A 26,036-nucleotide genomic window follows, 5' to 3' on the forward strand; every position below is an offset into this window, starting at 1 on the left:
CGGGGCGGCCCGGTCAGTCCGGGAAGTCGTCACAGCCTGACGCGCCTGCTGCCGTTCGCCGACCGCCGGTCAGCCGCCGGCGGGGAGCAAAGCCCGCACGGCGGTGGCCAGCTCCGCGCCGGAGGGAGCGTGCTCCGGGTCGAGCAGCCACTGCACGGTGAGACCGCTGATCAGCATGAGCACCAGGGAGCCGACCGCGCGGGCGGTCCCCGGTGACGACTCCGGGTCGACGCCGAGCATGGCGGCGAAGGCCGGGCGGCCCGCCTCGAACGCCGACGCGATCCGCTCGCGCAGCTCCGGCTGGTGGTCGGTCTGGGTGAAGACCTCGACGCTTGCCGACCAGAGCGCGCGGTTCTCCTGGATGGACGCCGCCACCTGGTCGCAGACGCTGCCGAGCCGCTCCAGCGGCGGAAGGCTCTGGTCGACCTCCATGGTCCGTCCGAGGGTGTCGCCCCATTCGTTCATCGCCTCGATCATCGCGGCGGTGAGCAGCGCGTCCTTGGAGCCGAAGTGGTAGCCGATGGAGGCCAGGTTGGTGCCGGAGGCGGCCACGATGTCGCGCGCCGTGGTGCGGGCGTATCCGCGCTCGTAGAGGCACTGCCGGGCGCCGGCAAGAAGCTGATCTCGATGTCCCACGTTGCCACAGTAGCCGGTGACTGGTCGCCTGTATAAGACGATCGTCTTATACAGGCGTCATAGACAAACGTATAGATGCGGTCCTAGAGTGACGGACATGACGAGCCCGACGCACCCCGCCGCGGTGGAGACCAGCGAGTCCGCCGCCCCCGCCGCCCCCGCCCGGCTGCGCGACGTCGACGCCCTGCGCGGCTTCGCGCTCCTCGGCATCCTCGTGGTGAACATCGCCTTCTTCGCCACCGCGTTCCCCTGGCACGGCATCGACGATCCGGCCTTCACCTCCGGGGTGGACGACGCGGTCCGCGCGACGGTCGCCCTCCTCTTCGAGCTGAAGTTCTACCTGCTCTTCTCGTTCCTCTTCGGATACAGCTTCACGCTGCAACTGGAGTCGGCCCGGCGACACGGTGCCTCGTTCGTGCCGCGTTTCCTGCGCCGGCTGGCCGGGCTGTTCCTGCTCGGCGTCGCGCACGCCCTGCTCTTCTTCCACGGCGACATCCTCACCACGTACGCGCTGCTCGGCCTGGTGCTGCTGGTCGCCCGCCGGATCCGGCCCCGCACCGCGATGATCTGGGCCGGCGTCCTCATCGGACTGGTCGCCCTCCAGATGGTGGGAGCGGCGGTCACCGGAGCGAGCCTGACGGCCGAACCGGCTGCCGCCCTGGCGGAGGGGCGGGCGTCGACCGAGGCGCTCGCCGGCAGCCCGGCCGGTGTGATCGCCGAGCACCTCCGGTCGATGCCGCAGATGCTGCTGGGTCTGGCCTCGTTGCAGGCGCCGGTCGCGCTGGCCGCGTTCCTCGTCGGTCTCGCCGCCGGCAAGCGCGGCATCCTGTCCGAACCGCAGCGGCACACCCGGCTCTGGCGGCGGCTCTGCCTGGTCGGCTACCCGGTGGGTCTGGCCGGAGCGGTCGTCTTCGCCAGCACCGGAGGGACCACCGGACTCGACCCGGTGGCGCTCGCCCTCACCGTGGTGACGGCCCCGCTGCTGGCCGCCGCGTACGTCGCCACGCTCTTCCAGCTCTTCCGGACTCGTCCGGGCGGGAACCTCTCCCGGGCGCTGGCCCCCGCCGGGCGGATGGCGTTGTCCAACTACCTCGGTCAGTCGGTGATCTGCGCAGTGATCTTCACCGGCTGGGGCTTCGGCCTCATCGGGCGGGTGTCGCCGCTGGTCGCCGTCCTCGTCGCCGTGGCCGTCTTCGCCCTCCAAGCGGCGGTGAGCGCCTGGTGGATGCGGGGGCACCACTACGGCCCGGCCGAGTGGCTGCTGCGGGCACTGACCAACGCGACCGTGCCGCCCTGGCGGCGCCGGGCGGCGTAGAGCGAGTGGGGGAGCACCGCCCGGGCGGACCGGCCCGGGCGGTGCGCTCATGCCGTCGGCAGGCCCAGGTGGTTGAGGTGGAGCACGGGGGAAGTTTCGACGTTCCCGCCGCGGGGCGCGGCGCGACCGGCATCATGTGCTGTCATGAGGAAGTCACCCGCCGTGGCGGTGTTGCTGGTCGCCGTGCTGGCGGCGGGCTGTGAGGCGTCCGAGCCCGAGTCGTTCGTCCGGCCGGCCACGCCGTCCGCCCCGCCCACCAGCGCCGCGCCGCCGACCACGCTCACCGTGGCTGCGGCCGGTGACCTGCTCGTACACCCGGCGCTCAGCGAGCAGGCGGCCGCCGACGCGCGCCGGGCGGGGCGCGACGGGCACGACTTCACCCAGATCCTGGCCGCCGTGAAACCTCGGGTGAGCGCGGCCGACCTCGCCATCTGCCACCTGGAGACGCCGCTCGCCGAGCCGGACGGCCCCTTCACCGGCTGGCCGAACTTCAGCGTCCCGCCACAGTTGGCCGACGCCGCGGCCTGGGCGGGCTTCGACACCTGCTCGACCGCCTCCAACCACTCCCTCGACACCGGAGTGGAGGGCATCGCCCGAACGCTGGACAACCTGGACCGGGTCGGCCTGCGGCACACCGGCATGGCGCGTACCGCGGCGGAGGCCCGCCGGCCCAACGTGCTGGACGTCAAGGGCGTCAAGGTCGGGCACCTGTCGTACACGTTGAGCTTCAACGACATCCCGCTGCCGGCCGGGCGGCCGTGGGCCGCCAACCTGATCGACGCCGACGCCATCCGCGGCGAGGCCCGCCGGGCCCGGGAGGCCGGCGCGGAGATCGTCATCCTGTCGATGCACTGGGGTACGGAGTACCAGCACGAGCCGACCGCCGACCAGTCGGACCTGGCGCGCGAACTGCTGGCCTCGCCGGAGATCGACCTGATCGTCGGGCACCACGTACACGTGGTGCAGCCCTTCGAGAAGGTGGGCGGGAAGTGGGTCGCCTACGGCATGGGGAACCTGACCACGCGGTTCGCCGACGGCTCGCAGGAGCGCTCGCAGGACGCGGTGGTGCCGCAGTTCACCTTCACCCGTACGGCGAACGGTCGCTGGGCGGTCACCGGGGTGACGGTGCTGCCGACCTGGATGGAGTACCGGCCGCAGGCCCGGGTGGTCGACGTGACCGCCGCCGCGGCGGACCCGGCCGCGCCGGCGTTGCGTCGTGCCCACTACGCGGCGGTGCTCCGGCGGATCGCCGGGCTGGTGGACCAGCGGGGCGCGGTCGCCGCCGGGCTGCGCATGCCGCACTGACATGTCGGGGAAGCGGCGGCGCTCCCGCTGACCCGTCGCGCCGCCTCAGCCTCGGCTGGGCTCGCCGGTCTGCTCCCAGAGCGATCTCATCTCGTCGAAGGCCTGCTCCATCAGCTCCACCATGGCCCGCCGGGCGCGCTCGCCGTCGTGCCGCTGGATGGCCTGGGCGACCTCGGCGTGCAGTTGGAGGGCCTGCTCGTGCGGGTGGTGCGGCATGAGGTGGTGCTTGTGCCGGCCGGTGAGCACCTCCGCGATCAGGTCCTGCAACCGGAGGAACATCTCGTTGCCGGAGGCGCGTAGCACCCGGCGGTGGAACTCGATGTCCAGGCTCAGGAAGCGCTCCTCGTCGCCGGCCTTGCCGGCGGCCCACATCTTCGCGGCGAGCCCGACCAGGTCGCTCGCCTCGTCGTGATCGGCCCGGGTGGCGGCCAGCAGGGCGGCGTGCGGCTCGACTGCGGTGCGCAGCTCGGTGATCGACCTGAGCTGGGCCATCCGGCCGGCCGAGGCGAGCCGCCACCGGATGACCTGCGGGTCGAAGACGTTCCAGGAGGTCGCCGGGCGGATCAGCACGCCGACCCGGCGGCGCGTCTCGATGAACCCCATCGAGGCCAGCACGCGCAGCACCTCGCGGATGACCGAGCGGGACACGGCGTACCGGTCGACCAGCTCGTCGATGTTGAGCACCGATCCGGGGGCCAGCTCGCCGCCGCAGATGGCGGTGCCGAGGTGTTCGAGGACGCGCGCGTGCAGTCCGGTCTCGGCGGGGGCGGTGCTGACGGGGGCCCCGGAGGCGGACGATTCCACGCCACTGATCATATCAGTTAGATCAACGCCTTGAATAAGTCTGCTTTTTGGGCCTAGCATCCCGACGTTAAGCAGATGTAAAAAGCGAGGTAGCGCCTCGTCGAGGCGATGACCGCGACAGAAGGAGAGACAAGCGTGCGACGTAGATCGATACTCGGCACTTCTCTGGCCGTGGTCGCCGCGATGGGCCTGACCGCCTGCGGTGGCGGGGACAGCGGCGAGGGCTCCGACACGCTGCGCATCACCCTGGTCAATCACGTGTGGACGGAGAACATCAAGCAGGCCCTGCCGGAGTTCGAGAAGCAGTCCGGTCTCAAGGTCGAGGTCACCCAGCTCGGTGAGGACCAGCTCTCCGACCAGTACAACGTCAAGCTCAACGCCGGGTCCAGCGACATCGACGTGATGATGTACCGCCCCCTGCAGGAGGGGAAGCTCTTCGCCAAGAACAAGTACCTCGCCGACCTGACCGACCGCACCAAGTCGGACGCCGGCTTCGAGTTCGGCGACTTCCAGCCGGGGCCGGTGGAGGCCACCACGTACGAGGACAAGGTGGTCGGCGTACCGATCATCACCGAGCAGGAGGTCCTCTACTACCGCAAGGACCTGCTGGAGAAGTCCGGCTTCACCGCCCCGCCGAAGACCCTCGACGAGCTCAAGGCGCAGGCGACGAAGGTCGAGGCCGACAACCCGGGCGTGGCCGGCTTCGTGGCCCGCACCGGCAAGGCGGCCGCCGTCACCCAGTTCTCCAGCTTCCTCTACAGCTTCGGCGGCGACTTCGTCGACGGCAGCGGCAAGGCCTCGGTCAACACCCCGCAGGCCAAGCAGGCGTACGCCTACTACGGCGGGATGCTCAAGGACCACGGCCCGGAGAACATCAGCACCGACATGAGCTGGTCCGAGGCGATGGCCATCTTCACCCAGGGCAAGGCCGCCTTCTACACCGAGGCCAACTCGCTCTACAAGAACGCCACCGATCCGGCCAAGTCGAAGGTCTCCGACACCGTCGGCTTCGCGGCCTTCCCGGCCGGGCCGGCCGGCTCGAAGCCGTACAACATCCCCTCCTGGGCGCTCGGCGTCAACGACGCCTCGGAGAACAAGGACAACGCCTGGAAGTTCATCCAGTGGGCGGCGGGCAAGGAGCAGTCGCTGGTGCAGCAGAAGGCCGGCGTCCCCGGCGCGCGCGCCTCGGTCTGGGCCAACCCGGAGGCCACCTCGACCTACCCGAAGGACCTCGCCGAGGCCACCACGGTCAGCACCGCCAACGGTGTCGGCCACGACCGTCCGCTGGTCGTGAAGGTCGCCGAGGCGCGCGAGATCGTCGGCCAGCCGATCGTCGACGCGATCACCGGCAAGGACTCGGCCGCCTCGGCGGACACGGCCAACGAGGCGTTCCAGAAGTTCCTCGACGACGAGGCGAAGTAGCCCGACCGTGACGGTGGCGGAGCCGACCGGGCTCCGCCACCGCACCGGTCACGGCCCCTGCGAACCGGAGACCCCGATGTCCACCGTCACCACCCCCGACACCAGATCACCCGAGGCCCGCCCGGCTCTTGCGGACGGGTCGGCCTGGTCGCGCTGGGCCAACGCACACCGCAAATGGCTCTTCGCGGCACCCGCGATGGCGTTCGTCGCCGTGCTGATCGTCTTCCCGGTGGCCTGGACCGGGTACCTCAGCCTCACCGACGCCGAGGGCTCGGTACGCGCCGAGAGCGAGTTCATCGGCGTCCAGAACTACCTCGACGTGCTCACCGACACCGACCGGTTCTGGCCGGCGGTCTTGCGTACGGTCGCCTTCACCGGCGTCGTGCTCCTCGTCGAGGTCGTCCTCGGCATGGCGATCGCCCTGCTGCTGTGGCGTCCCTTCCGCGGCGAGCGGTGGGTACGCGTGGCGATCCTGCTGCCGCTGGTGGCCACCCCGGTGGCCGTCGGCATGATGTGGCGCCTGATCTTCGATCCCAACATCGGGATGGCCAACCAACTGCTCGGCTGGGTCGGCATCGGCCCCCAGCCCTGGCTCTCCGGCCAGCACTCGGCGTTGCCGACGACGATGTTCATCGACATCTGGCAGTGGACCCCGATGGTCGTCCTGATCCTGCTGGCCGGGCTCACCTCGCTCTCCGACGAGCCGCAGGAGGCGGCGCGGATCGACGGCGCCAGCACCTGGCAGCGGTTCCGGCACGTCACCCTGCCGCTGCTCATGCCCACCGTGGTCGTGGCGATCCTGCTGCGCGGCATCGACGCGCTCAAGACCTTCGACATCCTCTACGCCACGAAGGGCCGCGGCGGCGGGTCCTTCCACGAGGTGGAGACCCTGAACGTGTACGCCTACGGGCTCAGCTTCGACTACAACGACTACGGCGTCTCGTCGACCGTCCTCATCATCTTCTTCCTGATCATCATCGGGGTGATGTGGGCGCTGACCTACCGCAAGAAGGGGCTGGAGCGATGAGACCGAGCCGGTCGTACCGCATCTTCCGGACGGTGGCCCTCGCCGTCGTGGTGCTCGGCCTGCTGGCGCCGCTGCTCTGGATGATCCTGGCGTCGCTGAAGACCAACGTCGACATCTACGACAGCGGCAAGGCGTTCGCCTTCACGCCGACGCTGGACAACTACACCAACGTCCTCCAGCGCGCGAACTACGCCCAGTTCATCGGCAACAGCCTCTGGGTGGCGTTCGCCGCCACCGTGCTGTCGCTGATCCTGGGCGTGCCCGCGGCGTACTCGATGAGCCGGTTCACCATGCGCCGCTCGGCGTTGGTGGTGCTGATGGCCCGGGTGATCCCGGGGGTCTCGCTCCTGGTGCCCTGGTACTACGTCTTCTCGAACCTGCGGATGGTCGGCGGGTTCACCGTGCTGATCCTGAGCCACATGTTCGTGTCGCTACCGCTGATCGTCTACATCATGATGGGCTACTTCGACGGGCTGCCGACCGAGTTGGAAGAGGCCGCCCTCGTCGACGGGCTGACCCACATCGGCGCGTTCCGGCGGATCACGATGCCGCTGTCGGTGCCGGGCATCGCCACCGCGGGCATCCTCTCGTTCATCTTCTCCTGGAACAACTTCATGTTCGCCCTGGTGCTCTCCGGCGCGGACACGAAGACGCTCCCGGTGGCGATCTTCGACTTCGTCGGGTACGCGAGCATCGACTGGGGTGGCCTGATGGCGGCGGCGACAGTCGTCACCCTGCCGATCATGGTGATCGCGTTGTTCGTGCAGAAGTACGTCGTCTCCGGCCTCACCGCCGGCGCCACGAAGGGTTGAGCACGCCATGACGACGATCGCACGGGTGGAGACCTTCCTCGTCGCACCGCGCTGGCTCTTCGTCCGGGTCGAGACCGACTCCGGCGTCGTCGGCTGGGGCGAGGCGACCTGCGAGGGCCGGTCGGAGACCGTCCGCACCGCCGTCGAGCAGCTCGGCGAGCTGCTCATCGGCCGGGACGCGCTGCGCATCGAGGACCACTGGCAGGTGCTCACCAAGGCCTCCTTCTACCGGGGCGGCCCGATCCTGGCCAGCGCCGTCGCCGGCCTCGACCAGGCGCTGTGGGACATCGCCGGAAAGCACTTCGGCGCGCCGGTGCACCAGCTGCTCGGCGGCCCGGTCCGGGACCGGATCCGGGTGTACGGCTGGGTCGGCGGTGACGAGCCCGCCGAGGTGCGCGACCAGATCGCCGCCGCCGTGGAGTCCGGTCTCACGGCGGTGAAGATGAACGCGTCCGGCCGGATGAGCCCGGTCGCCTCGGTCGCCGAACTCGACGGCGTGGTGCGACGGGTCGCCGCGGCGCGGGAGGTGCTCGGCGAGGAGCGGGACGTCGCCGTCGACTTCCACGGCCGGTTCACCCTCGCCAACGCCCGCCGGGTCGCGCCGCTGCTGGAGCCGTACCGGCCCTTCTTCCTGGAGGAGCCGGTGGTCCCGGAGAACTCGCACCTGATCGGCGAGTTCGTCCGCTCCACCAGCACGCCGGTCTCCACCGGGGAGCGGCTCTACAACCGGCAGGAGTTCCTCCCCGTGCTCCAGGCCGGCATCGCGGTCGCGCAGCCGGACCTCTCGCACGCGGGCGGCATCACCGAGGTCCGCAAGATCGCCGCGTTGGCCGAGGTGTACGACGTGCAGCTCGCGCCGCACTGCCCGCTCGGCCCGATCGCGCTCGCCGCCTGCCTCCAGGTCGGTTTCGCCACGACCAACTACCTGATCCAGGAGCAGAGCATCGGCATCCACTACAACCTCGGCGCCGAGGTGCTCGACTACTGCCTCGACAAGGCGCCGCTGACGTTCGTCGACGGGTACGTCGAGCGGCTGCGGGCGCCCGGCCTCGGCATCGAGATCGACGAACACGCGGTGCGTACCGCGGACAAGCGTGGACACGCCTGGCGCAGCCCGACCTGGCGGCACCTCGACGGCTCCTACGCGGAATGGTGAATGACATGACGCTCGACCTCACTGCCGAACTCGCCGCGGCCCGCATCCTCGCGGTCATCCGCGGCACCTCGGCCGCCGGCGCGATCGCCGCCGGCACCGCGCTGCTGGAGGAGGGGGTGCCCGTCGTCGAGGTCGCCCTCACCACGCCGGACGCGACCCGAGCCGTGGCGGCGCTGCGCGCGGTCGCGCCCGAGGGAACCCTGGTCGGCGCGGGCACCGTGCTCACCGCCGCCGACGTCGCCGACGTGGCCGCCGCCGGGGCGCAGTTCGTCGTCACCCCGGCCGTGGTCGAGTCGATCGCCGAGGCCGCCCGCCGCGACCTCCCGGTGGCCGCCGGGGCGTTCACCCCGACCGAGGCCTACACGGCCACCCGGATGGGCGCCTCGGCGGTGAAGCTCTTCCCGGCCTCGGTGGGCGGCCCGGCGTACCTCAAGGCCCTGCGCGACCCGTTCCCGGACATCCCGTTCGTCGCGGTCGGCGGGGTCAGCCTCGACGACGTGCCCGGCTACCTGGCGGCCGGCGCGATAGCGGTGGGCGTCGGCGGGCCGCTGGTCGGCGACGCCGCGTCCGGCGGCGACCTGGGCGCGCTGCGCGAGCGGGCCCGCACCTACCTCACCGTCCTCAAGGGAGCACACGCATGACCCCCGACCTGCTCACCTTCGGCGAGGCCATGGTCTCGATGCGGGCGGCCGGGCCGCTGGCCACCGGCGCGCCGCTGAGCATGCACGTCGCCGGCGCCGAGTCCAACGTGGCCGTCGGGGTGGCCCGGCTCGGGCACCGTGCCGCCTGGGCAGGTCGGGTGAGCACCGACGAGTTCGGCGAGTACGTCCTGCGGCAGCTGCGCGCCGAGGGGATCGGCGTCGACGGGGTGACCCGTGACGCCGAGCGGCAGACCGGCCTGATGTTCCTGGAGCAGCGCTCGGCCGACCTGACCCGGGTCCAGTACTACCGCGCCGGCTCGGCCGGCTCGGCGCTGGGCGTCGACGACCTGAAGGCCCCGCTCGCCGCCGGGGCGCGGATGCTGCACCTGACCGGCATCACCCCGGCCCTCTCCGACACCGCGCGGGCGGCGACCGGCTGGGCGGCCGAGGCCGCCGCGGCGGCCGGCATCCCGATCTGCCTCGACGTCAACTACCGCGCCCGGCTCTGGTCCCGCGACGCCGCGCGGGCGGCGCTCACCCCGCTGGCGACGTACGCGTCGACCATCATCGCCTCCGCCGACGAGCTGGACCTCGTCGGCGAGCCGGACGCGGACGAGTCCACGGTCGCGGCCGAGCTGCTGCGGCGCGGCGTGCAGACCGTGCTGGTCAAGCTCGGGGCGGAGGGCGCCCGGGCGTACACCGCCGACGGTGTCGAGGAGGTCGGCGTGGTGAGCGTGACCGCCGTCGACACGGTGGGCGCCGGGGACGCGTTCACCGCCGGCTACCTCTCCGGCTGGTTCGACGGGCTGGACCTCACCGGCCGGCTGCGCCGCGCGGCCACCCTCGGCGCCTTCGCGGTCTCCACCCGCGGCGACTGCGAGGGTCTGCCGCGCCGCGCCGAACTCGCGCTCCTCGACGGCCACGAGGCAGGCAGCGTCCTGCGCTGACCCTCACCACCGCAGAGAAAGGCACCACCCCTTGAAGATCGTTGCTGCCGACGTCGTCGTCACCAGTCCCGACCGCAACTTCGTCACCCTCAAGATCACCACTGACGAGGGGTTCACCGGCCTCGGCGACGGCACCCTCAACGGCCGGGAGCTGAGCGTCGCGTCGTACCTGCGCGACCACGTCGTCCCGCTGCTGATCGGGCGCGATCCGCACCGCATCGAGGACACCTGGCAGTTCCTGTACCGCTCCGCCTACTGGCGGCGCGGGCCGGTCACCATGGCCGCCATCGCCGCCGTGGACGTGGCCCTCTGGGACATCAAGGCCAAGGCCGCCGGCATGCCGCTCTACCAGCTGCTCGGCGGCGCCTCCCGGACGGGGATCATGGCGTACGGGCACGCCTCCGGGCGGGACGTGCCGGAGTTGTTCGACTCGATCCGCCGCCACCTCGACGAGGGCTTCAAGTCGATCCGGGTGCAGACCTCCGTACCGGGCATCAACGCCGTCTACGGGGTGGCCACGCAGCCCAGCGCCGGCGGAAAGCGGTACGACTACGAGCCGGCGCAGCGCACCCCGCTGCCCGCCGAGGAGGACTGGGACACCCGCGCCTACCTGCGCCACCTCCCCGGCGTCTTCGAGGCCGTACGCAACGAGTTCGGCCCGGAGCTGCCGCTGCTGCACGACGGGCACCACCGGATGACCCCGATCCAGGCCGCGAAGCTCGGCAAGGCGCTCGAACCGTACGACCTGTTCTGGCTGGAGGACTGCACCCCGGCGGAGAACCAGGAGGCGTTGCGGCTGGTCCGCCAGCACACCACCACTCCGCTGGCGATCGGCGAGGTCTTCAACACGGTCTGGGACTACCAGACCCTGATCCGGGAACAGCTGATCGACTACGTCCGCTCGGCGGTCACCCACACCGGCGGCATCACCGCCATGCGCAAGCTGCTCGACTACGCCGCGCAGTACCAGATCAAGAGCGGCATCCACGGCCCCACCGACATCTCCCCGGTGGGGATGGCCGCCGCCCTGCACCTGGACCTGGCGATCCACAACTTCGGCATCCAGGAGTACATGCGGCACGGGACGCTCACCGACGAGGTGTTCCGGCAGTCGTTCACCTTCACCGACGGCTACCTGCACCCGGGGGAGCAGCCGGGTCTCGGGGTCGAACTCGACGAGGCGGCCGCCGCGAAGTTCCCGTACGTGCCGGCGTACCTGCCGTTCAACCGGCTCAAGGACGGGACGATCCATGACTGGTGAGCGGCGGCCGACCCGGCACGTCGTGGTCATGGGGGTCTCCGGCTCCGGCAAGACCACCGTGGCGCGGGGGATCAGCGAGGCGACGGGGCTGCTCTTCGCCGAGGCGGACGAGTTCCACCCGGCGGAGAACGTGGCCCGGATGCGGGCCGGCGTGCCGCTGGACGACGCCGCCCGCCTGCCCTGGCTGCGTGAACTCGCCGGCTGGATGGCCGCGAGGGCGGCGGAGGGCCGCTCGACGGTGCTGGCCTGCTCGGCGCTGCGGCGGTCGTACCGGGACGTGCTGCGCCAGGGACCGCCCACCGTGGACTTCGTGCACCTGGACGGGGCGGCGGAGGTCATCCGGGACCGGATGGCTCGCCGCACCGGGCACTTCATGCCGGCCAGCCTGCTCGAGTCGCAGCTGGCCACCCTGGAGCCGGCCGAGCCGGACGAGTCGGTGCTCGTGCTCGACGTCTCGCTCAGCCCGGAGCAGCTGGTGGCAGCGGCGCTGCACGGCCTCGGCCTGCCGACCGTGACGCCGGTGGGGGAGCGCTAGCCAGAGCGGCCGGGCGGCGGGCGTCCGGTCCGGTCGCGCCGCGCGGCGTAGCGCCGGAGGCTCTCGGCGCGCCCGCCACCGGTGCGGGTGGTTGTCGGTGGCGGGCGTTACGGTCATCGCGTGGTGACCGTCGCCGACGTCCGAGCCCTCGCCCACACGCTGCCCCGCAGCAGCGAGCACCTGATCCGTGACCGGGTGAAGTTCCGGGTCGGGTCGCTCGTCTACGTCGCGTTCAGCCGGGACGAGGCGTCGATGGGCTTCGGCTACCCGAAGGAGGAGCGCGACGCCCTGATCGCCGCCGAGCCGGGCCTCTTCTGCCTGCCCGGCGCGTCCGACCTGCGCTTCAACTGGGTCTGCTGCCACGTCGCGCGGCTCGACCAGCAGCACATGACCGAGCTGGTGACCGAGGCGTGGCGGATGTGCGTGCCGAAGTTCCTGGCGCGGCAGCGCCTCGGCCGTTGACCGCCGGCTCGTCGCGGGTGGGCGGTCAGGCCGCCTTGACGGCGATCGCGCCGTCGACCGTGCGCAGGATCAGGCGCAGCACCTCGTGCCGCGACGTGCCCATCGTGGCCTGGTAGGACCAGCCCGCGTAGAGCTGGGACCAGATCAGGCTCTGCACCCAGTCGGCCGGAAGCTCGGGGTCGATGGTGCCGTCCCGGTGTCCCCGTTCGACCATCGCCGTGAAGTCGGGATCGCAGCCCGCCGGCTCCTCGCAGCTGGGGTCGGCCGACGCCGGCGTGGCGGTGAAGAGGAGCGACAGCACACTGCCCAGGTCGAAGTACTCCTCGCAGAGACGTCGTACCGCGGACGCCCCGCTGCCCTCGGTCATCCGGGCCTGAGCCGTCGCGCGTTCCAGCCGGGCGTCGGCCTCGGCGGTCACCGCCCGCAGCAGGTCGGCGCGGTCGGCGAAGTAGCGGTGCAGCGTGGTGCGCCCCACCTCGGCGGCGGCGGCGATGTCGCCGAGGGACGCCGCCGGGTTTCGCCCCAGCACGTCGATGGCCGCGTCGACGATCGCCTGCCGGGTGCGCGCCCGGCTGCCGGACACCTGGGCCTCGCTCACCACGCGAGAATACCAACGCGCCAATGCGGCGAAACGCTTGCCCGAAACGGAACAGCAGTGTTCCAATCGGGAGGTGCCTGCCTCCGGTTCCGCCCTCCTGCCCCGCCTGCGGACGCTCCTGTCGTTCCTCGCCCCGCACCGGCGCACCCTGCTCCTAGGGCTCGTGCTCGGCCTCGTCGCCAACGCGGCGGGGCTCGCCACGCCGATGGTCACCAAGTGGGTCCTCGACACCCTCGGCTCGGGCGAGCCGATGACCCGCCCGATCGGCGTGCTGCTGGCGCTCGTCCTGGTCGGTGCGCTCATCACCCTGTGGCAGTGGCGGCTGCTCGGCACCCTCGCCGAACAGGTCGTGCTGGACGCCCGCACCGCGATGGTCGGCCGCTACCTGCGGGCCCGCGTCGGTGACCTGCACCGCCGCCCCAGCGGCGAGCTGGTCACCCGGGTCACCTCCGACGCCGCGCTGCTGCACGAGGCGTCCGGCAGCATCATCGGCCTGGTGAACAGCACCATCGCCCTGCTCGGCACGCTCGTGCTGATGGGTGTGCTGGACCTGTTCCTGCTCGGCTGCACCATCGTGGCGGTGCTCGTCGTCGCCGCGGTGATGGGCGTGCTGCTACCCCGGATCGCGAAGGCGACCACGGCCGCCCAGGAGTCGGTGGGCCGCCTCGGCGGGACGCTGGAGGGGACGCTGCGCGCCATCCGGACGGTCAAGGCCAGCCGTGCCGAGGGGCGACTGGGCGAACGCGTCATCGCCGACGCCCGGGACACGGCGGCGCACAGCGTGCGGGCGGCGCGGATCAGCGCCTCCGTCTGGACCGTCGCGTGGACCGGCATCCAACTGGCCGTCATCGCGATCCTCGGCATCGGCGCCTGGCGTGCGCAGCGGGACCTGCTCGAGATCTCCAGCCTGATCGCGTTCCTGCTCTACGCCTTCCAGCTCATGGGACCGATCAGTGAGCTGACCCAGAACGTCACCGCGTTGCAGGCCGGCATCGCCGCGGCCGGACGGATTCGCGAGGTCGAGGCCATCGGCGTGGAGTCCCCGGCCGCTCCGGCGGCCGTGCCGCTGCCCGCGCACCGCCCGGCCCCCGACACCGATCAGCCGGTGCTCGCCTTCCGGGGCGTCACCGCCCGGTACGGCCCGGACGCCCCGCCCGCAGTGAGCGGCATCGACCTGGAGATCCCGAGACGGGGGCACACCGCCATCGTCGGCCCCTCCGGCGCCGGCAAGACCACCCTCTTCTCGCTTCTCCTCCGGTTCCTCGAACCCGAGCACGGCGAGCTGCTGCTCGACGGCCGCCCGTACGCCGCACACAGCCACTACCAGGTGCGCGCCCGCCTCGCGTACGTCGAGCAGGAGACCCCGGTGGTGCCCGGCACCATCCGCGACAACGTGCGCTTCGGCCACCCCGACGCGACGGAGGCGGAGATCCAGGAGGTCCTGCGGGCCGTGCAGTTGGACGAGAAGGTCGACTCGCTGCCCGAAGGGCTGGACACGCCGCTGGCGTCCACGGAGGTCTCCGGCGGCCAGCGGCAGCGCATCGCGCTCGCCCGGGCCATGCTGCGCACCCCGGACGTGCTGCTGCTCGACGAGGCGACCGCCCAGCTCGACGGTCTCACCGAGGCCGCGCTGCACGAGTGCATCCGGCAGCGGGCCGCGGCGGGCGCGGTGGTCACCATCGCGCACCGGCTCTCCACCGTCCTCGACGCCGACCGGATCGTCGTGCTCGAAGAGGGCCGGATCCGGGCGCAGGGCACGCACGCCGAACTGCTCGCCTCCGACGAGCTCTACCAAAGGCTGGTGCGGGCCCTGCGCATCGCCGCCGACCAGGACGTGGTCGCCGCCGCCGTGGCGTGACGACGCCGCCCCGGCCCCGCCCGGCCGTCGCCCGCAAGCCGGACCGCGACGGGACGGCGGAACCCGCAGCCGGTCACCCGCGGAGGCGGGGGAGCACCGGGCGGATCTCGACCGGAGCGCCCGGCCGGCCACCGGGGCGCGAGGCGTACTCCGGCACACCGACGCAGGTGAAGAGCAGGGTGGCGAGATCGTCCGGCTCGTCGAGCAGGCCGGGAACCTCCGAATCCAGGAAGGTCATGCCCGAGGCGCTCGCGCCCAGCGCGTACGCGGCCAGATGCAACCGCCCCTCGACCAGACCGGCGGTGAGCTGGGCGTCGCGGTAGGTGCGGTCGTCGAGCGGGGCGGCCGGCGTGGCCGCGATGACGACGTACGCCGCGTCCCCGGCGAGCGCCTGGTCGAGGCAGATCCGCAGCAGCTCGTCGCGCAGCTGCGCCGACCGCTGGGGCCGGGCCAGGTCGGGCCACCGGTAGCGGCCGGGGGTCACCCCGTCGACGCCGTGCACGGCGACGTGGTGCGGCACGTCCACACCGCGCAGGGCGGCCGCCAGCGGCCACTCCAACAGGGCTCGGGGCAGCGTCCGGGCCCGGTCCATCCGCCGCTGCGAGCCGCGCCGACGGATCACCTCGTCGAGCGAGTCGGACGGCGGCACGTCGCGCAGGGTGGGCCCGTCCGGCCAGGGCGACCCGAGGGCGTCCCGCTCGCCGGCGCGCTGCGCCGCGGTGCAGAGCGGCAGCTCGACCGGGGGCAGCTCACCCGGCGTGGCCGGTCCGCCCGGCTCGATCGCCGGCTCGCCGTCGCCGAGGGAGAGCAGGGCCAACGGATACTCGTGCACCCCGTCCGCGCCGACGAGTCGGCGCAGCGTGGCGTCGGGGAAGAGCGAGCGCAGCCTTGGGGCGAGGCCGGCGCCGGCGGCCGCCGCGGTGAGCTGCGAGAGCAGGGTTCCGGCGTCCCAGTAGAGGTGCCGCCAGCCGCGCTCGGCGTAGCGCCAGCCGGTGCGCCAGGGCACGCCGGTGACCACGAGGGTGGTGACCGTGCCGGCCGCGGCCGGGGCGACCCGCAGCAGCGCGTGCTCCACCGGGTCGTACCAGTACACCCCGTCGGGCACACCGGCCACGCCCCGGGTGCTGGCGTAGAGCTCCAGCGGGAACCGGTTGCCCGCCGACCCGGAGGCGCGGAAGACGACCGGTCGTCCGTCGCGGACGGCGGTGCGTACGACGCCGGCGCCGAGGAAGAGCACCCGGCCGAGCTGCGCCGCATCCAGCGGTCGTGCGGTGGACGCCACGCCGGCGAGGACGGCCGTGGCGGGCACGCCCGGGTCGGGCAGGTCACGTGGCAGAGGTACGACGGGCAGCCCGGCCGGGTAGCTCTTCAGCGGCGGTGGCATCGTCGCGGGGTCGTTCGGGACCAGATCATGGCGTACGCGGGGGTCCTCGGCGGGCACGTCCCACTCGCGATCCGGCACGTACGACGTCAGGCGGTGCAGCAACCCGGCACCGGATTCGAGGTCCATCCGATCATCCTGCCAGCGGTCGGCGGCGTCACATTCGGCGCCCGCGCGCTCGTCGGGATCGATCGGAGCGGGTCCGGGCGTCTTCCGAGCCTTCCGCCCGAAACGGGCGTGTGAGGTGAGGCACCTTCGGCCCGGCCGGGAATGAGATGAGCCGCCGACGGTTTGGTGGCAGGTGTGAAAGCTGCACGTACGCCCGCACACGTCCGCCACAGACCGACCGGGGAGAGGGCATGACCTCCGCCCCCACCCGTACCGAGGCTCCCGCCGCCGGGAGTTCCGGTGAGGTGATGACCACCGCGCGGCGGCTGCGACTGGTCCTGGTGCTCGGTTCGCTGACCGCTATCGGTCCGCTCACCATCGACATGTACCTGCCGGCGCTTCCGGAGATCGCCGTCGACCTGCACACCACGTCGGCGGCCGTGCAGTTGACCCTGACCGGGACGCTCGCGGGCCTCGCCGTCGGTCAGTTGCTGATCGGCCCGCTCTCCGACGCGGTCGGCCGGCGCAAGCCGCTGCTCGCCGGCGTCGCCCTGCACATCGTGGCGTCGGTGCTCTGCGTTCTCGCGCCGAGCATCGGCGTGATCGGCGTGCTGCGGGTGCTGCAGGGGCTGGGCGTGGCGGCCGCCTCGGTGGTGGCGATGGCCGTGGTCCGCGACCTGTTCGACGGCGCCGCCTTCGCCCGGCTCTTCTCCCGCCTCATGCTCGTCGTCGGTGTGGCGCCGGTGCTCGCCCCGACCCTGGGCAGTGGGCTGCTGCGCTGGTCGGACTGGCGGGGCGTCTTCATCGCCCTCGCGGCGTTCGGCCTCATCCTGATCACGGTCGCGGCGTTCGGTCTCCCGGAGACCCTGCCGCCTGCGGCACGCCGCCGCGGTGGTGTGCTCGCCACCGCCCGCGTCTACGGCTCGCTGCTGCGGGACCGTACGTTCGTCGGGCTGGTCCTGGTCACCGGTCTGGCCATGGCGGCGCTCTTCGCGTACGTCTCGGGGTCGTCGTTCGTCTTTCAGGAGCAGTACGGCCTCGACGAGCAGCAGTTCGGGATCGCGTTCGGCGCGGGCGCCGTCGGGCTGATCGCGGCCACCCAGCTGAACGTCCGGCTGCTGAACCGGTACTCGCCGCAGCGGATCCTGATCGCCGCGCTGGGGCTGGGCACCGTGGCCGGCCTCGTGTTGACGACCTTCGCCGTGACCGACTTCGGCGGCCTGCCGGCCGTCCTGGCGTCGCTGTGGGTGGTCCTGTTCGCGGCGGGCCTGGCCATGCCGAACGCGCCGGCGCTCGCCCTGTCCCGCCACGGTGAGTCGGCCGGCACGGCGGCGGCGATGCTCGGCGCGGTGCAGTTCGGCGTCGGCGCGTTGTCGGCGCCCCTGGTCGGCGCGCTCGGCACGGGGGTCGTGGCGATGGCCGTGGTCGTCGCGGGCGGCATGATCGCCGCCGTCGCCGTGCTCTTCGTGGTCGTGCGCCCGGCGCAGCTGGGCGACCTCGCACCGTCGGCGGTCACCGTGGCGGCGCACTGACCGGACTGCTGTCTGCCGAGCAGATCCTGAGTTGAGCGGCCGGCGGGGCTTATGCCCCGCCGGCCGTGACTGTCTGTGCCGGCTGGGTTCGCCCTCCGCTCGCCCGCCGATACGCCGATGCGCGCCGCTTCGGCGCGGCCGCCGTTGCCCGATCGTGCCCCCGGAGCGAGGACGGGCAACATCCGGGCATCCACCTTGCCCAAACGGGCGCACCTTTTGCCAGCTATCGATCCACTTGTTGGTATTGATGCGCCCGAGCGCTGGCCGCAACCGGGCAGGAATCCTCCGGAATTCGCCCGATGCGATGGGCGTCACACCCGCGTAACGGTGTTAAAAATTAGCGACCGACGGGCGGGAGGTGAGCGATGAACTCGATGGAGCGCCGACAGCGCATCCTCGCCTCCGCCCGTGAACAGGGCTCGGTCGACGTGCAGAAACTCGCCGCCGATCTGGCCGTGTCGCCGGAGACCGTCCGGCGCGATCTGCACCGGCTCGAGCAGCAGGGGCTGGTGCGGCGTACCCACGGCGGCGCCTACCCGGTGGAGACCGCCCGGTTCGAGACGACCCTCGACACGCGGACCACCCGACTGGTGACGGAGAAGCGCCGCGTCGCCACGGCGGCGGCCCAGCTGCTGGGAGACGCCGAGTCGGTCTACATCGACGAGGGCTACACCCCCCGGCTGATCGCGGAGGCGTTGCCGGCCGAGCGCGCGCTCACCGTGGTCACCGCCTCGCTGGACACCGCGGCGATCCTCGCCGCGTCGCCCGCCACCACGGTCCTGCTGCTCGGCGGCCGGGTCCGGGGCCGCACCCGGGCGACCGTCGATCACTGGGCCGTCGACATGCTCGCCGGTTTCGTGATCGACCTGGCCTTCGTCGGCGCGAACGGGATCTCCCGGGAGCACGGCCTCACCACCCCCGACCCGGCCGTCGCCGCGGTGAAGGCGCAGGTCATCACCGTGTCCCGGCGCGTCGTCTTCGCCGGCGTGCACACCAAGTTCGGCGCCAGCAGCTTCTGCCGCTTCGCGGACGTCGCCGACCTCGACGCCGTCGTCACCGACGTCGGGCTGCCGGCGTCCGAAGCACACCGCTACTCGCTGCTCGGCCCGGTGGTCCAGCGCGTCTGACCACCGGACCGGCCATCTCCCTCACCACCGAAACGGATCCTGGAGGTTCACTGTGTCCAGAAGATGGTCTCCGCACCGTTTGCGACCCACCCTGGCCCTGGCCCTGGTGGCCGTCCTCGCCGCCGCCGGTTGCTCCGGGGCCGGCGGCGGATCCTCCGACGGCGGCGACGGCAAGAGCATCACCGTGCTCATGGTGGGCAACCCGCAGATGGAGGACCTCGCCAAGGTCACCGCCGAGAACTTCACCAAGGAGACCGGCATCGAGGTCCGGTTCACGATCCTGCCCGAGAACGAACTGCGCGACAAGGTCACCCAGGACGTCGCCACCCAGGGCGGCCAGTACGACGTGGCGACCATCGGCGCGTACGAGGCGCCGATCTGGTCGAAGAACGGCTGGCTGCACGAGCTGAGCTCGTACGCCGACGCCGACACCGGCTACGACAAGGCCGACCTGCTCCCGCCGATGGTCACCTCGCTCTCCGGCGAGGACGGCAAGCTCTACGCCGCCCCGTTCTACGGCGAGTCCTCCTTCCTCATGTACAACAAGGAGCTCTTCGCCGCGAAGGGCCTGACCATGCCGGAGCGGCCGACCTGGCAGCAGGTGGCGCAGTTCGCCGCGCAGCTGGACGACGAGAAGGCCGGCGTCTCCGGCATCTGCCTGCGCGGGCTGCCCGGCTGGGGCGAGCTCTTCGCCCCGCTCACCACCGTCGTGAACACGTTCGGCGGCACCTGGTTCGAGAAGGACTGGACGCCGAAGGTGAACGCGCCCGAGTTCGTCGCGGCCACGAAGTTCTACGTCGACCTGGTGCGCGAGCACGGCACGCCCGGAGCGCCGCAGGCCGGCTTCACCGAGTGCCTGAACACCTTCGGCCAGGGCAAGGCGGCCATGTGGTACGACGCCACCTCGGCCGCCGGCACCCTCGAGGACGCCTCAGCCAGCACCGTCGCCGGCAAGGTCGGCTACGCGTACGCCCCGGTCGACAAGACCAAGTCGTCCGGCTGGCTCTGGGCGTGGGCGCTGGCGATGCCGAAGACCACCAAGCACGCCGACGCCGCCTGGAAGTTCATCTCCTGGGCCACCGGCAAGGAGTACGAGCGGCTGGTCGGCTCCTCCCTCGGCTGGTCCCGGGTGCCGGCCGGGAAGCGGCAGTCCACCTACGCCATCCCGGAGTACCAGCAGTCCGCCGCGGCCTTCGCCGACCTGACGCTCAAGTCCATCCAGGAGGCCGACCCGAAGAACCCGGGCATGCAGCCGCGCCCGGCGCTCGGCGTGCAGTTCGTCGGCATACCCGAGTTCGCCGACCTGGGCACCAAGGTGTCCCAGGAGGTCTCGGCGGCGATCGCGGGCAGCACCACCGTGGAGAAGGCGCTCACCGACGGCCAGAAGCTGGCCGAGGAAGTCGCCAAGGAGAACCGGTAGCCACCGGCCGGGGGCGGCCGCCGTCGGCGGTGGCCCCCGGCCCGACCTGAGGTGAACCGATGACACAGACACTCGCCACCGGCGCGGGCCCGACGCCGCGCGCCCCGGTCGCGGCTCCCGCCGGCCGGCGCGCCGCAGACCGGTGGAGCCGCCGGGCGCCACTGCTGCCCGCGCTGATCTTCGCGATCCTGGTGACCCAGATCCCGTTCCTGGTCACCCTCTACCTCTCCACCCTCGACTGGAACGCGCTGCGCCCCGGTGAGCGCGGCTTCGTCGGGCTCGCCAACTACGCCGAGGTGCTCACCGACACCCGGCTGCGCGCGGCGTTGACGAACACGGTGGTGCTCACCGCCGGGGCGGTCGTCGCGTCGGTGCTGCTCGGGCTCGGGATCGCGATCCTGCTCGACCGGAGGTTCCCGGGCCGGGGCATCGTCCGAACCCTGCTCATCACCCCGTTCCTGGTGATGCCGATGGCCGCCGCTCTGCTCTGGAAGCACGCCATCTACAACCCCGCGTACGGCCTGATCAACGGGATCCTCGGCGGCAGCACCGACTGGGTCTCCCAGTATCCGATGCTCTCCGTCGTCGCCACCCTGGTCTGGCAGTGGACCCCGTTCATGATGCTGATCATCCTGGCCGGGCTGCAGAGCCAGTCGACGGAGATCCTCGAGGCGGCCCGGGTCGACGGTGCCGGCGCCTGGCAGGTCTTCACCCGGATCACGCTGCCACACCTGCGCCCGTACCTGGAGCTGGGCGCCCTGCTCGGCTCGATCTACCTGGTGCAGACCTTCGACGCGGTCTTCACCATCACCCAGGGCGGGCCGGGCACCGCCACCACCAACCTGCCCTACGAGATCTACCTGACCACGTTCCGCAAGTTCGAGTACGGCGAGGCGGCCGCCGCCGGCGTCGTGGTGGTGATCGGCACGATCGTGGTGGCCACCTTCGCGCTGCGGGTGATCTCCAGCCTGTTCCGGATGGAGGGTGCCCGATGACCGCCGTACGCTCCGCGTCCAGCGCCGACGCGCCCGCCGGCCGTCGCTCCCGGCGAGCAAGCCCGGCCGCGGCGACCTGGACCGTGCTCGCCTGGCTGGTCGGGCTGCTCTTCTTCCTGCCGGTGCTCTGGATGGTGCTCACCGGCTTCAAGCGGGAGGTGGACGCGGCCAGCAACCCGCCGACCTGGTTCTTCACCCCGGTACTCGACGGCTACCGGCAGGTCTTCGACCGGGACATCACCCCGTACCTGCTCAACTCGCTGATGGCCAGCCTGCTCTCGACGCTGTTCGTGCTGCTGCTGGCCACCCCGGCGGCGTACGCGTTGTCGATCCGGCCGGTGGCGAAGTGGCGCGACGTGCTGTTCTTCTTCATCAGCACCAAGATGCTTCCCGCGGTGGCCGCGCTGCTCCCGATCTACCTGCTGGTCAAGGAGTTCGGCCTGCTCGACAACGTCTGGACGATGATCGTCCTGTACACCGCGATGAACCTCCCGCTCGCGGTCTGGATGATGCGCTCCTTCCTGCTGGAGGTCCCGCCCGCGTTGATCGAGGCGGCCGCGGTGGACGGCGCGAGCGTGCTCGTCACCATCCGCCGGATCCTGTTGCCGATCGTCGCGCCCGGGCTGGCCGCCACCGCGCTGATCTGCTTCATCTTCAGCTGGAACGAGTTCTTCCTCGCGGTGAACCTGACCGCGACCCGGGCCGGCACCTCACCGATCTTCCTGGTCGGTTTCATCACCTCCGAAGGGCTCTTCCTCGCCCGGCTCTGCGCGGCCGCGACGCTGGTGTCGCTGCCGGTCGTGCTGGCCGGCTGGATCGCCCAGAAGCAACTCGTCCGTGGACTCTCGATGGGGGCGGTCAAGTGAAAGCAGCGGTCATCGTCACGCCGGGTCAGATCTCGATCGAGTCGGTACCCGACCCGACGCCCGGGCCACGTGACGTGGTGGTGCAGGTCGCCGGGTGCGGCATCTGCGGTACCGACCTGCACATCCTCGACGGCGAGTTCGCCCCGGCGTATCCGATCGTTCCCGGACACGAGTTCGCCGGCACGGTCGTGGCGGCGGGTCGCGACGTCACCGAGCTACGCGTCGGCGACGCCGTCGCGGTCGACCCGTCGCTGCACTGCGGCGAGTGCTACCAGTGCCGCCGCGCCCGGGGCAACCTCTGCGAGCGGTGGGCGGCGATCGGGGTCACCGTCTCCGGCGGGGCCGCCGAGTTCGCGGTGGCCCCCGTGAAGAACTGCTTTCCGCTGCCCGAGGGGGTGGCGCCGGGGGACGCCGCGCTGATCGAACCGCTCTCCTGCGCGGTCCGCGGCTTCGACGTCCTGCCCCGGCGGCTCGGCGACCACTACCTGATCTACGGGGCCGGGACGATGGGGCTGATGATGCTGGAGCTCGCGAAGCGCTGCGGTGCCGCGAGCGTCAGCGTGGTGGATCCGAACCCGGCCCGGCTGGCCACCGCCGTCCGGCTGGGCTGCTCGGCGTCGGCGCCGAGCGCGGCCGAGCTGACCCGGGCCCGCGGCTGGGACGTCGTGATCGACTGCACCGGGGTGCAGGCGGCGATCGACGACGGCCTGGGCCGGGTCGCGCCGGCCGGCACGTTCCTCCAGTTCGGTGTCTCCGAGTACCGCACGCGGGCGACGATCGAGCCGTACCGGATCTACAACCAGGAGATCACGGTGACCGGGTCGATGGCGGTGCTGCACAGCTTCGAACGGGCCGGGGAGCTCTTCGCCGCCGGGATCCTCGACCCCGAGGTCTTCATCAGCCACCGGTTCCCGCTGGAGAGCTACGCCGAGGCGATCGCCCAGTTCCGGGCCGGTGTCGGCCGGAAGATCGAGATCGTCGGCCTCGGCGAGGCGGCCCGCGAGCCCGCTTCCGCGCAGGTCGGTCACGCCTGAGCGGCCGCGACGCCCCCACCGCCCGCACCGGCGGGCGGTGGGGGCGAGCGCCGCGCCCTCGGTCGGCCGGTTCGCGGCGCATCCAATAGGCTGCGCTCGTCGGTACCGGCCGATCGAGGGGAGACGATCGTGTCGCAGCGTGAGGACGGCGTCGGAATCCAGGAGATCCCACCCTCCGGAGTGGACGTCCGGTTTCCGCACTCGGCTCGGGTGTACGACTGGTGGCTCGGCGGCAAGGACAACTTCGCCGCCGACCGGGCGATGGGCGCGGCCCTCGTCGAGGCGATCCCCACCCTGCGCGAGATGGCCAAGGAGAACCGGCGGTTCGTCCACCGGGTGGCCCGCCACCTGGTGGGGGAGGCCGGCATTCGGCAGTTCCTCGACATCGGCACCGGGATCCCCACCCGTCCCAACCTGCACGAGGTTGCCCAGGCGGTGGCGCCGGAGACCCGGGTGGTCTACGTCGACAACGACCCCATCGTGCTGGCGCACGCCCGGGCGCTGATGATCAGCACCCCGCAGGGGCGTAGCGAGTACCTCCACGCCGACCTGCGCGAGCCGGAGAAGATCCTCTCGGACGCCCGACTCACCGAGACCCTGGACCTGGATCGACCGGTGGCGCTCACCCTCATCGCGGTGCTGATGCTGCTGCGCGACAGCGACGACCCGGCCGGCAAGCTGCGCGCGCTCATGGACGCCGTGCCCTCGGGGAGCTATCTGGCGATCACCCACCCGACCGGAGACTTCGACCCGGCCGCGATGAACGCCGCGGTGGCCGCGGCCACCCAGGGCGGCATGACCCTGGTGCCGCGTACCCGCGCCGAGGTGGAACGGTTCTTCGCCGGGTGGGAACTGGTCGAGCCGGGGATCGCCCCGGTCGCGGCGTGGCGTCCGGAGGAGGGCGCCGGGGGCGACCCGCACGCGGCGTACTACTGGGCCGGGCTCGCCCGCAAGCCGTGAGGTGTGCCGGCGCCGCCGGCGGGTACCCGCGCCACCGGGACGAGCTCCGGGAGGCGCGGTGGCGATGGAGGCGCCGGACTACTTCCGGCCGGAGAACGGGGTGGTCCTCACCCATCTGCTGATCGTGCGGGACGTGGACCGTTCGCGGGAGTTCTACCGGCGGGTCCTGGGCGCGACGCCATCAACCAATGGCAGAGTGCAGGAGTGCTGCTCCGTTACAACTTCCGCGTCTGCCCGACACCCGGCCAGCAGCTTGAGCTGGCCAGGGCGTTCGGATGTGCACGGGTGGTGTTCAACGACGGGCTCAGGCTGCGTCAGGCGACACGGGAGGCGGGCGGAAAGTACCTCTCTGACGGGGAGTTGTCGCGCCGTCTGATCACCGAGGCGAAGCAGACTCCGCAGCGGGCGTGGCTTTCCGAGGTTTCGGCGGTGGTGTTGCAGCAGGCCCTGGCCGATCTGAACGCCGCGTACCGCAACTTTTTCGCCTCGATCTCGGGCGAGCGCACGGGCCGCAAGGTCGCCTCGCCTCGGTTCCGCTCACGCAAGGACAACCGGCAGGCCATTCGGTTCACGAAGAACTCCCGGTTCAGAATCCTGGACAACGGCCGCCTGCGACTGCCGAAAATCGGGGACCTGCATGTGCGCTGGTCGCGGGCGTTGCCATCCGAGCCGTCGTCCGTGGCGATCATTCGAGATGCGGCTGGCCGGTACTTCGCATCGTTCGTCGTGCAGAGCGGACAGGACGAGGCGTTGCCGCCGGTCGACTCCGAGGCGGGTATCGACCTGGGGCTGACGCACTTCGCGGTCCTGTCGGACGGAACCAAGATCACGGCACCGAAGTTCCTGCGCCGCGCTGCCCGCAAACTCAAGCGGTTGCGACAGGCGCTCTCCCGCAAGCAGCGCGGGAGCCAGAACCGCAAGAAGGCCGTCAAGAAGGTCGCTCGCGCTCATGCGCGGGTGGCCGACACCCGGCGGGACTGGCAGCACAAGCTGTCCACGGCGATCGTTCGCGAGAACCAAGCGATCTACGTCGAGGACCTGTGCGTCGTCGGTCTCAGCCGGACCCGGCTCGCCAAGAGCGTCCACGACGCCGGGTGGGCCAGTTTTACCGCGATGTTGGAGTACAAGGCTGCCCGCTACGGGCGCACGTTCGGCCGGGTGGACCGGTTCTTCCCGTCCACCCGCAGGTGCTCGGACTGCGGGCGCATCAACGGCAAGATGGCGCTCAATGTCCGGGCGTGGGACTGCCCCTGCGGAGCAGGCCACGATCGGGACGTGAACGCGGCGCTGAACGTGTTGGCCGCCGGGCAGGCGGACAACGGAAACGACCGTGGAGCGCAGGTAAGACCGGGATTCGTCCCGGCACCGCGCCGAGAAGCGGTAACCCACCCGGACGCTACGCGGTCCGCGCGCAGCGTGGCGGGAATCTCCGCCCTTCAGGCCGGGGAGGATGTCAAATCGTGATCAACGACGAGGGCGGCCCGACCGACGACAAGCCGACGGTACGGGCCCAGGCCCCGGCCGATCCGGATGTGCTGAGCAGCGCGCTGAACGTCCGGGTCACCGACGTCCGGGCGGTGTACGAGCAGTGGCGTTCCCGGGGCGGCGAGTTCCTGACCGAACCGAAGGACCACGGCGCGGAGATCCGCTGCTACCTGCGGGACCCGGACGGTTACCTGATCGAACTCGGCCAGGGCACCGGGATCCTGGCGGAGGCGGGCGGCACCGAGGGCGGCTGAGGCGGGCGGGACGCGTCCGGGGGAGATCCGCCGAGTCACCGCCGCGGCGGAGGCTTTGGCGATATTTTCGCACTGTTGGCCGGATATACCCGGAG

The 26,036-nt window shown here is 71.7% G+C and carries 25 protein-coding genes and 1 pseudogene; 22 read left to right on the forward strand and 4 right to left on the reverse strand.

All coding sequences use genetic code 11. The features are described 5' to 3' along the window. Positions 1-69: 69 nt before the first annotated feature. A complete protein-coding gene (locus D7147_RS07185; RefSeq protein ID WP_120674842.1) occupies positions 70-636 on the reverse strand; it encodes a TetR/AcrR family transcriptional regulator in 567 nt (188 codons plus the stop codon). Between the two features lie 97 nt (positions 637-733). Here D7147_RS07185 and D7147_RS07190 point away from each other — a divergent pair, with 97 nt between their 5' ends. Both D7147_RS07190 and D7147_RS07195 read left to right on the forward strand, forming a co-directional pair. Beyond that, the gene (locus tag D7147_RS07190; RefSeq protein ID WP_120674844.1) at positions 734-1,951 is read left to right on the forward strand and encodes a DUF418 domain-containing protein; all 1,218 of its coding nucleotides are present in this window, start codon (positions 734-736) and stop codon (positions 1,949-1,951) included. A gap of 144 nt (positions 1,952-2,095) precedes the next feature. Beyond that, positions 2,096-3,256, forward strand: coding sequence for a CapA family protein (locus tag D7147_RS07195; protein ID WP_120674846.1), 1,161 nt, complete (start codon positions 2,096-2,098; stop codon positions 3,254-3,256). A gap of 45 nt (positions 3,257-3,301) precedes the next feature. Here D7147_RS07195 and D7147_RS07200 read toward each other — a convergent pair whose 3' ends face one another. Continuing rightward, positions 3,302-4,060, reverse strand: coding sequence for a FadR/GntR family transcriptional regulator (locus tag D7147_RS07200; RefSeq protein ID WP_233562984.1), 759 nt, complete (start codon positions 4,058-4,060; stop codon positions 3,302-3,304). Positions 4,061-4,195: 135 nt separating this feature from the next. On the opposite strand from D7147_RS07200, the gene D7147_RS07205 reads away from it, so the two are divergent. From D7147_RS07205 to D7147_RS07245, 9 genes are all read left to right on the forward strand, one after another. Next, the gene (locus tag D7147_RS07205; protein WP_233562985.1) at positions 4,196-5,482 is read left to right on the forward strand and encodes an ABC transporter substrate-binding protein; all 1,287 of its coding nucleotides are present in this window, start codon (positions 4,196-4,198) and stop codon (positions 5,480-5,482) included. Between the two features lie 76 nt (positions 5,483-5,558). Beyond that, the gene (locus tag D7147_RS07210; protein WP_199716682.1) at positions 5,559-6,509 is read left to right on the forward strand and encodes a carbohydrate ABC transporter permease; all 951 of its coding nucleotides are present in this window, start codon (positions 5,559-5,561) and stop codon (positions 6,507-6,509) included. Further along, positions 6,506-7,321 (forward strand): carbohydrate ABC transporter permease, encoded by an 816-nt coding sequence (locus D7147_RS07215; protein ID WP_120674852.1) that lies wholly within the window; start codon positions 6,506-6,508, stop codon positions 7,319-7,321. The genes D7147_RS07210 and D7147_RS07215 overlap by 4 nt, the downstream gene beginning before the upstream one ends. A gap of 7 nt (positions 7,322-7,328) precedes the next feature. Next, positions 7,329-8,477 (forward strand): galactonate dehydratase, encoded by a 1,149-nt coding sequence (dgoD, locus tag D7147_RS07220; protein WP_120674854.1) that lies wholly within the window; start codon positions 7,329-7,331, stop codon positions 8,475-8,477. Between the two features lie 5 nt (positions 8,478-8,482). Next, positions 8,483-9,118 (forward strand): bifunctional 4-hydroxy-2-oxoglutarate aldolase/2-dehydro-3-deoxy-phosphogluconate aldolase, encoded by a 636-nt coding sequence (locus D7147_RS07225; protein WP_233562986.1) that lies wholly within the window; start codon positions 8,483-8,485, stop codon positions 9,116-9,118. Then, positions 9,115-10,065 (forward strand): sugar kinase, encoded by a 951-nt coding sequence (locus D7147_RS07230; protein ID WP_120674857.1) that lies wholly within the window; start codon positions 9,115-9,117, stop codon positions 10,063-10,065. Before D7147_RS07225 ends, D7147_RS07230 begins: the two co-directional genes overlap by 4 nt. 31 nt (positions 10,066-10,096) lie before the next feature. After that, on the forward strand, positions 10,097-11,326 hold the full coding sequence (gene manD, locus D7147_RS07235) for a D-mannonate dehydratase ManD (protein WP_120674859.1): 1,230 nt from the start codon (positions 10,097-10,099) through the stop codon (positions 11,324-11,326). Next, positions 11,316-11,861 (forward strand): gluconokinase, encoded by a 546-nt coding sequence (locus tag D7147_RS07240; RefSeq protein ID WP_120674861.1) that lies wholly within the window; start codon positions 11,316-11,318, stop codon positions 11,859-11,861. Before manD ends, D7147_RS07240 begins: the two co-directional genes overlap by 11 nt. A 120-nt stretch (positions 11,862-11,981) precedes the next feature. After that, positions 11,982-12,323: an MmcQ/YjbR family DNA-binding protein gene (locus D7147_RS07245; protein ID WP_120674863.1), complete on the forward strand. Its 342-nt coding sequence runs from the start codon at positions 11,982-11,984 to the stop codon at positions 12,321-12,323. Positions 12,324-12,348: 25 nt separating this feature from the next. Here D7147_RS07245 and D7147_RS07250 read toward each other — a convergent pair whose 3' ends face one another. Further along, complete coding sequence (locus D7147_RS07250) at positions 12,349-12,921, reverse strand: TetR/AcrR family transcriptional regulator (RefSeq protein WP_120674865.1); 573 nt, start codon at positions 12,919-12,921, stop codon at positions 12,349-12,351. Between the two features lie 73 nt (positions 12,922-12,994). On the opposite strand from D7147_RS07250, the gene D7147_RS07255 reads away from it, so the two are divergent. Next, a complete protein-coding gene (locus D7147_RS07255) occupies positions 12,995-14,779 on the forward strand; it encodes an ABC transporter ATP-binding protein (protein ID WP_233562987.1) in 1,785 nt (594 codons plus the stop codon). A gap of 73 nt (positions 14,780-14,852) precedes the next feature. On the opposite strand, the gene D7147_RS07260 is transcribed toward D7147_RS07255, so the two are convergent. Beyond that, positions 14,853-16,289 carry a nitroreductase family protein gene (locus tag D7147_RS07260; protein ID WP_120674867.1) on the reverse strand — a complete coding sequence of 479 codons (1,437 nt, stop codon included), beginning with the start codon at positions 16,287-16,289 and terminating at the stop codon, positions 14,853-14,855. Between the two features lie 230 nt (positions 16,290-16,519). On the opposite strand from D7147_RS07260, the gene D7147_RS07265 reads away from it, so the two are divergent. The 10 genes and pseudogenes from D7147_RS07265 to D7147_RS07310 all read left to right on the forward strand — a co-directional run bounded on the left by D7147_RS07265 (position 16,520) and on the right by D7147_RS07310 (position 25,941). Next, positions 16,520-17,800, forward strand: coding sequence for a multidrug effflux MFS transporter (locus tag D7147_RS07265; protein WP_233562988.1), 1,281 nt, complete (start codon positions 16,520-16,522; stop codon positions 17,798-17,800). A gap of 365 nt (positions 17,801-18,165) precedes the next feature. Further along, positions 18,166-18,927, forward strand: a complete 762-nt coding sequence (locus tag D7147_RS07270) for a DeoR/GlpR family DNA-binding transcription regulator (RefSeq protein ID WP_120674869.1) — start codon at positions 18,166-18,168, stop codon at positions 18,925-18,927. Positions 18,928-19,006: 79 nt separating this feature from the next. Continuing rightward, positions 19,007-20,347, forward strand: a complete 1,341-nt coding sequence (locus D7147_RS07275) for an ABC transporter substrate-binding protein (RefSeq protein WP_120674871.1) — start codon at positions 19,007-19,009, stop codon at positions 20,345-20,347. Positions 20,348-20,406: 59 nt separating this feature from the next. Next, positions 20,407-21,342: a carbohydrate ABC transporter permease gene (locus D7147_RS07280; RefSeq protein ID WP_120674873.1), complete on the forward strand. Its 936-nt coding sequence runs from the start codon at positions 20,407-20,409 to the stop codon at positions 21,340-21,342. After that, a complete protein-coding gene (locus D7147_RS07285; protein ID WP_120674875.1) occupies positions 21,339-22,208 on the forward strand; it encodes a carbohydrate ABC transporter permease in 870 nt (289 codons plus the stop codon). Before D7147_RS07280 ends, D7147_RS07285 begins: the two co-directional genes overlap by 4 nt. Continuing rightward, on the forward strand, positions 22,205-23,242 hold the full coding sequence (locus D7147_RS07290; protein ID WP_120674877.1) for a zinc-dependent alcohol dehydrogenase family protein: 1,038 nt from the start codon (positions 22,205-22,207) through the stop codon (positions 23,240-23,242). Before D7147_RS07285 ends, D7147_RS07290 begins: the two co-directional genes overlap by 4 nt. 156 nt (positions 23,243-23,398) lie before the next feature. Further along, positions 23,399-24,202 carry an SAM-dependent methyltransferase gene (locus D7147_RS07295; protein WP_233563021.1) on the forward strand — a complete coding sequence of 268 codons (804 nt, stop codon included), beginning with the start codon at positions 23,399-23,401 and terminating at the stop codon, positions 24,200-24,202. A gap of 64 nt (positions 24,203-24,266) precedes the next feature. After that, a pseudogene (locus D7147_RS33500) lies at positions 24,267-24,386 on the forward strand (VOC family protein); the annotation flags it as partial. 20 nt (positions 24,387-24,406) lie between these two features. Then, the gene (locus D7147_RS07305) at positions 24,407-25,666 is read left to right on the forward strand and encodes an RNA-guided endonuclease InsQ/TnpB family protein (RefSeq protein ID WP_120675321.1); all 1,260 of its coding nucleotides are present in this window, start codon (positions 24,407-24,409) and stop codon (positions 25,664-25,666) included. Then, on the forward strand, positions 25,663-25,941 hold the full coding sequence (locus D7147_RS07310; protein ID WP_233562989.1) for a VOC family protein: 279 nt from the start codon (positions 25,663-25,665) through the stop codon (positions 25,939-25,941). The genes D7147_RS07305 and D7147_RS07310 overlap by 4 nt, the downstream gene beginning before the upstream one ends. Positions 25,942-26,036: the final 95 nt, after the last annotated feature.

This window comes from Micromonospora musae, assembly GCF_003626545.1.
Lineage (GTDB): Bacteria > Actinomycetota > Actinomycetes > Mycobacteriales > Micromonosporaceae > Micromonospora > Micromonospora musae.

Bases quoted from the DNA above. Each gene is read 5' to 3' on its own strand.
- D7147_RS07190 (WP_120674844.1), top strand. From the start codon at position 734: ATGACGAGCCCGACGCACCCCGCCGCGGTGGAGACCAGCGAGTCCGCC.
- D7147_RS07195 (WP_120674846.1), top strand. From the start codon at position 2,096: ATGAGGAAGTCACCCGCCGTGGCGGTGTTGCTGGTCGCCGTGCTGGCG.
- D7147_RS07210 (WP_199716682.1), top strand. From the start codon at position 5,559: ATGTCCACCGTCACCACCCCCGACACCAGATCACCCGAGGCCCGCCCG.
- D7147_RS07215 (WP_120674852.1), top strand. From the start codon at position 6,506: ATGAGACCGAGCCGGTCGTACCGCATCTTCCGGACGGTGGCCCTCGCC.
- dgoD (WP_120674854.1), top strand. From the start codon at position 7,329: ATGACGACGATCGCACGGGTGGAGACCTTCCTCGTCGCACCGCGCTGG.
- D7147_RS07225 (WP_233562986.1), top strand. From the start codon at position 8,483: ATGACGCTCGACCTCACTGCCGAACTCGCCGCGGCCCGCATCCTCGCG.
- D7147_RS07230 (WP_120674857.1), top strand. From the start codon at position 9,115: ATGACCCCCGACCTGCTCACCTTCGGCGAGGCCATGGTCTCGATGCGG.
- D7147_RS07240 (WP_120674861.1), top strand. From the start codon at position 11,316: ATGACTGGTGAGCGGCGGCCGACCCGGCACGTCGTGGTCATGGGGGTC.
- D7147_RS07260 (WP_120674867.1), bottom strand. From the start codon at position 16,289: ATGGACCTCGAATCCGGTGCCGGGTTGCTGCACCGCCTGACGTCGTAC.
- D7147_RS07265 (WP_233562988.1), top strand. From the start codon at position 16,520: ATGACCTCCGCCCCCACCCGTACCGAGGCTCCCGCCGCCGGGAGTTCC.
- D7147_RS07270 (WP_120674869.1), top strand. From the start codon at position 18,166: ATGAACTCGATGGAGCGCCGACAGCGCATCCTCGCCTCCGCCCGTGAA.
- D7147_RS07280 (WP_120674873.1), top strand. From the start codon at position 20,407: ATGACACAGACACTCGCCACCGGCGCGGGCCCGACGCCGCGCGCCCCG.
- D7147_RS07285 (WP_120674875.1), top strand. From the start codon at position 21,339: ATGACCGCCGTACGCTCCGCGTCCAGCGCCGACGCGCCCGCCGGCCGT.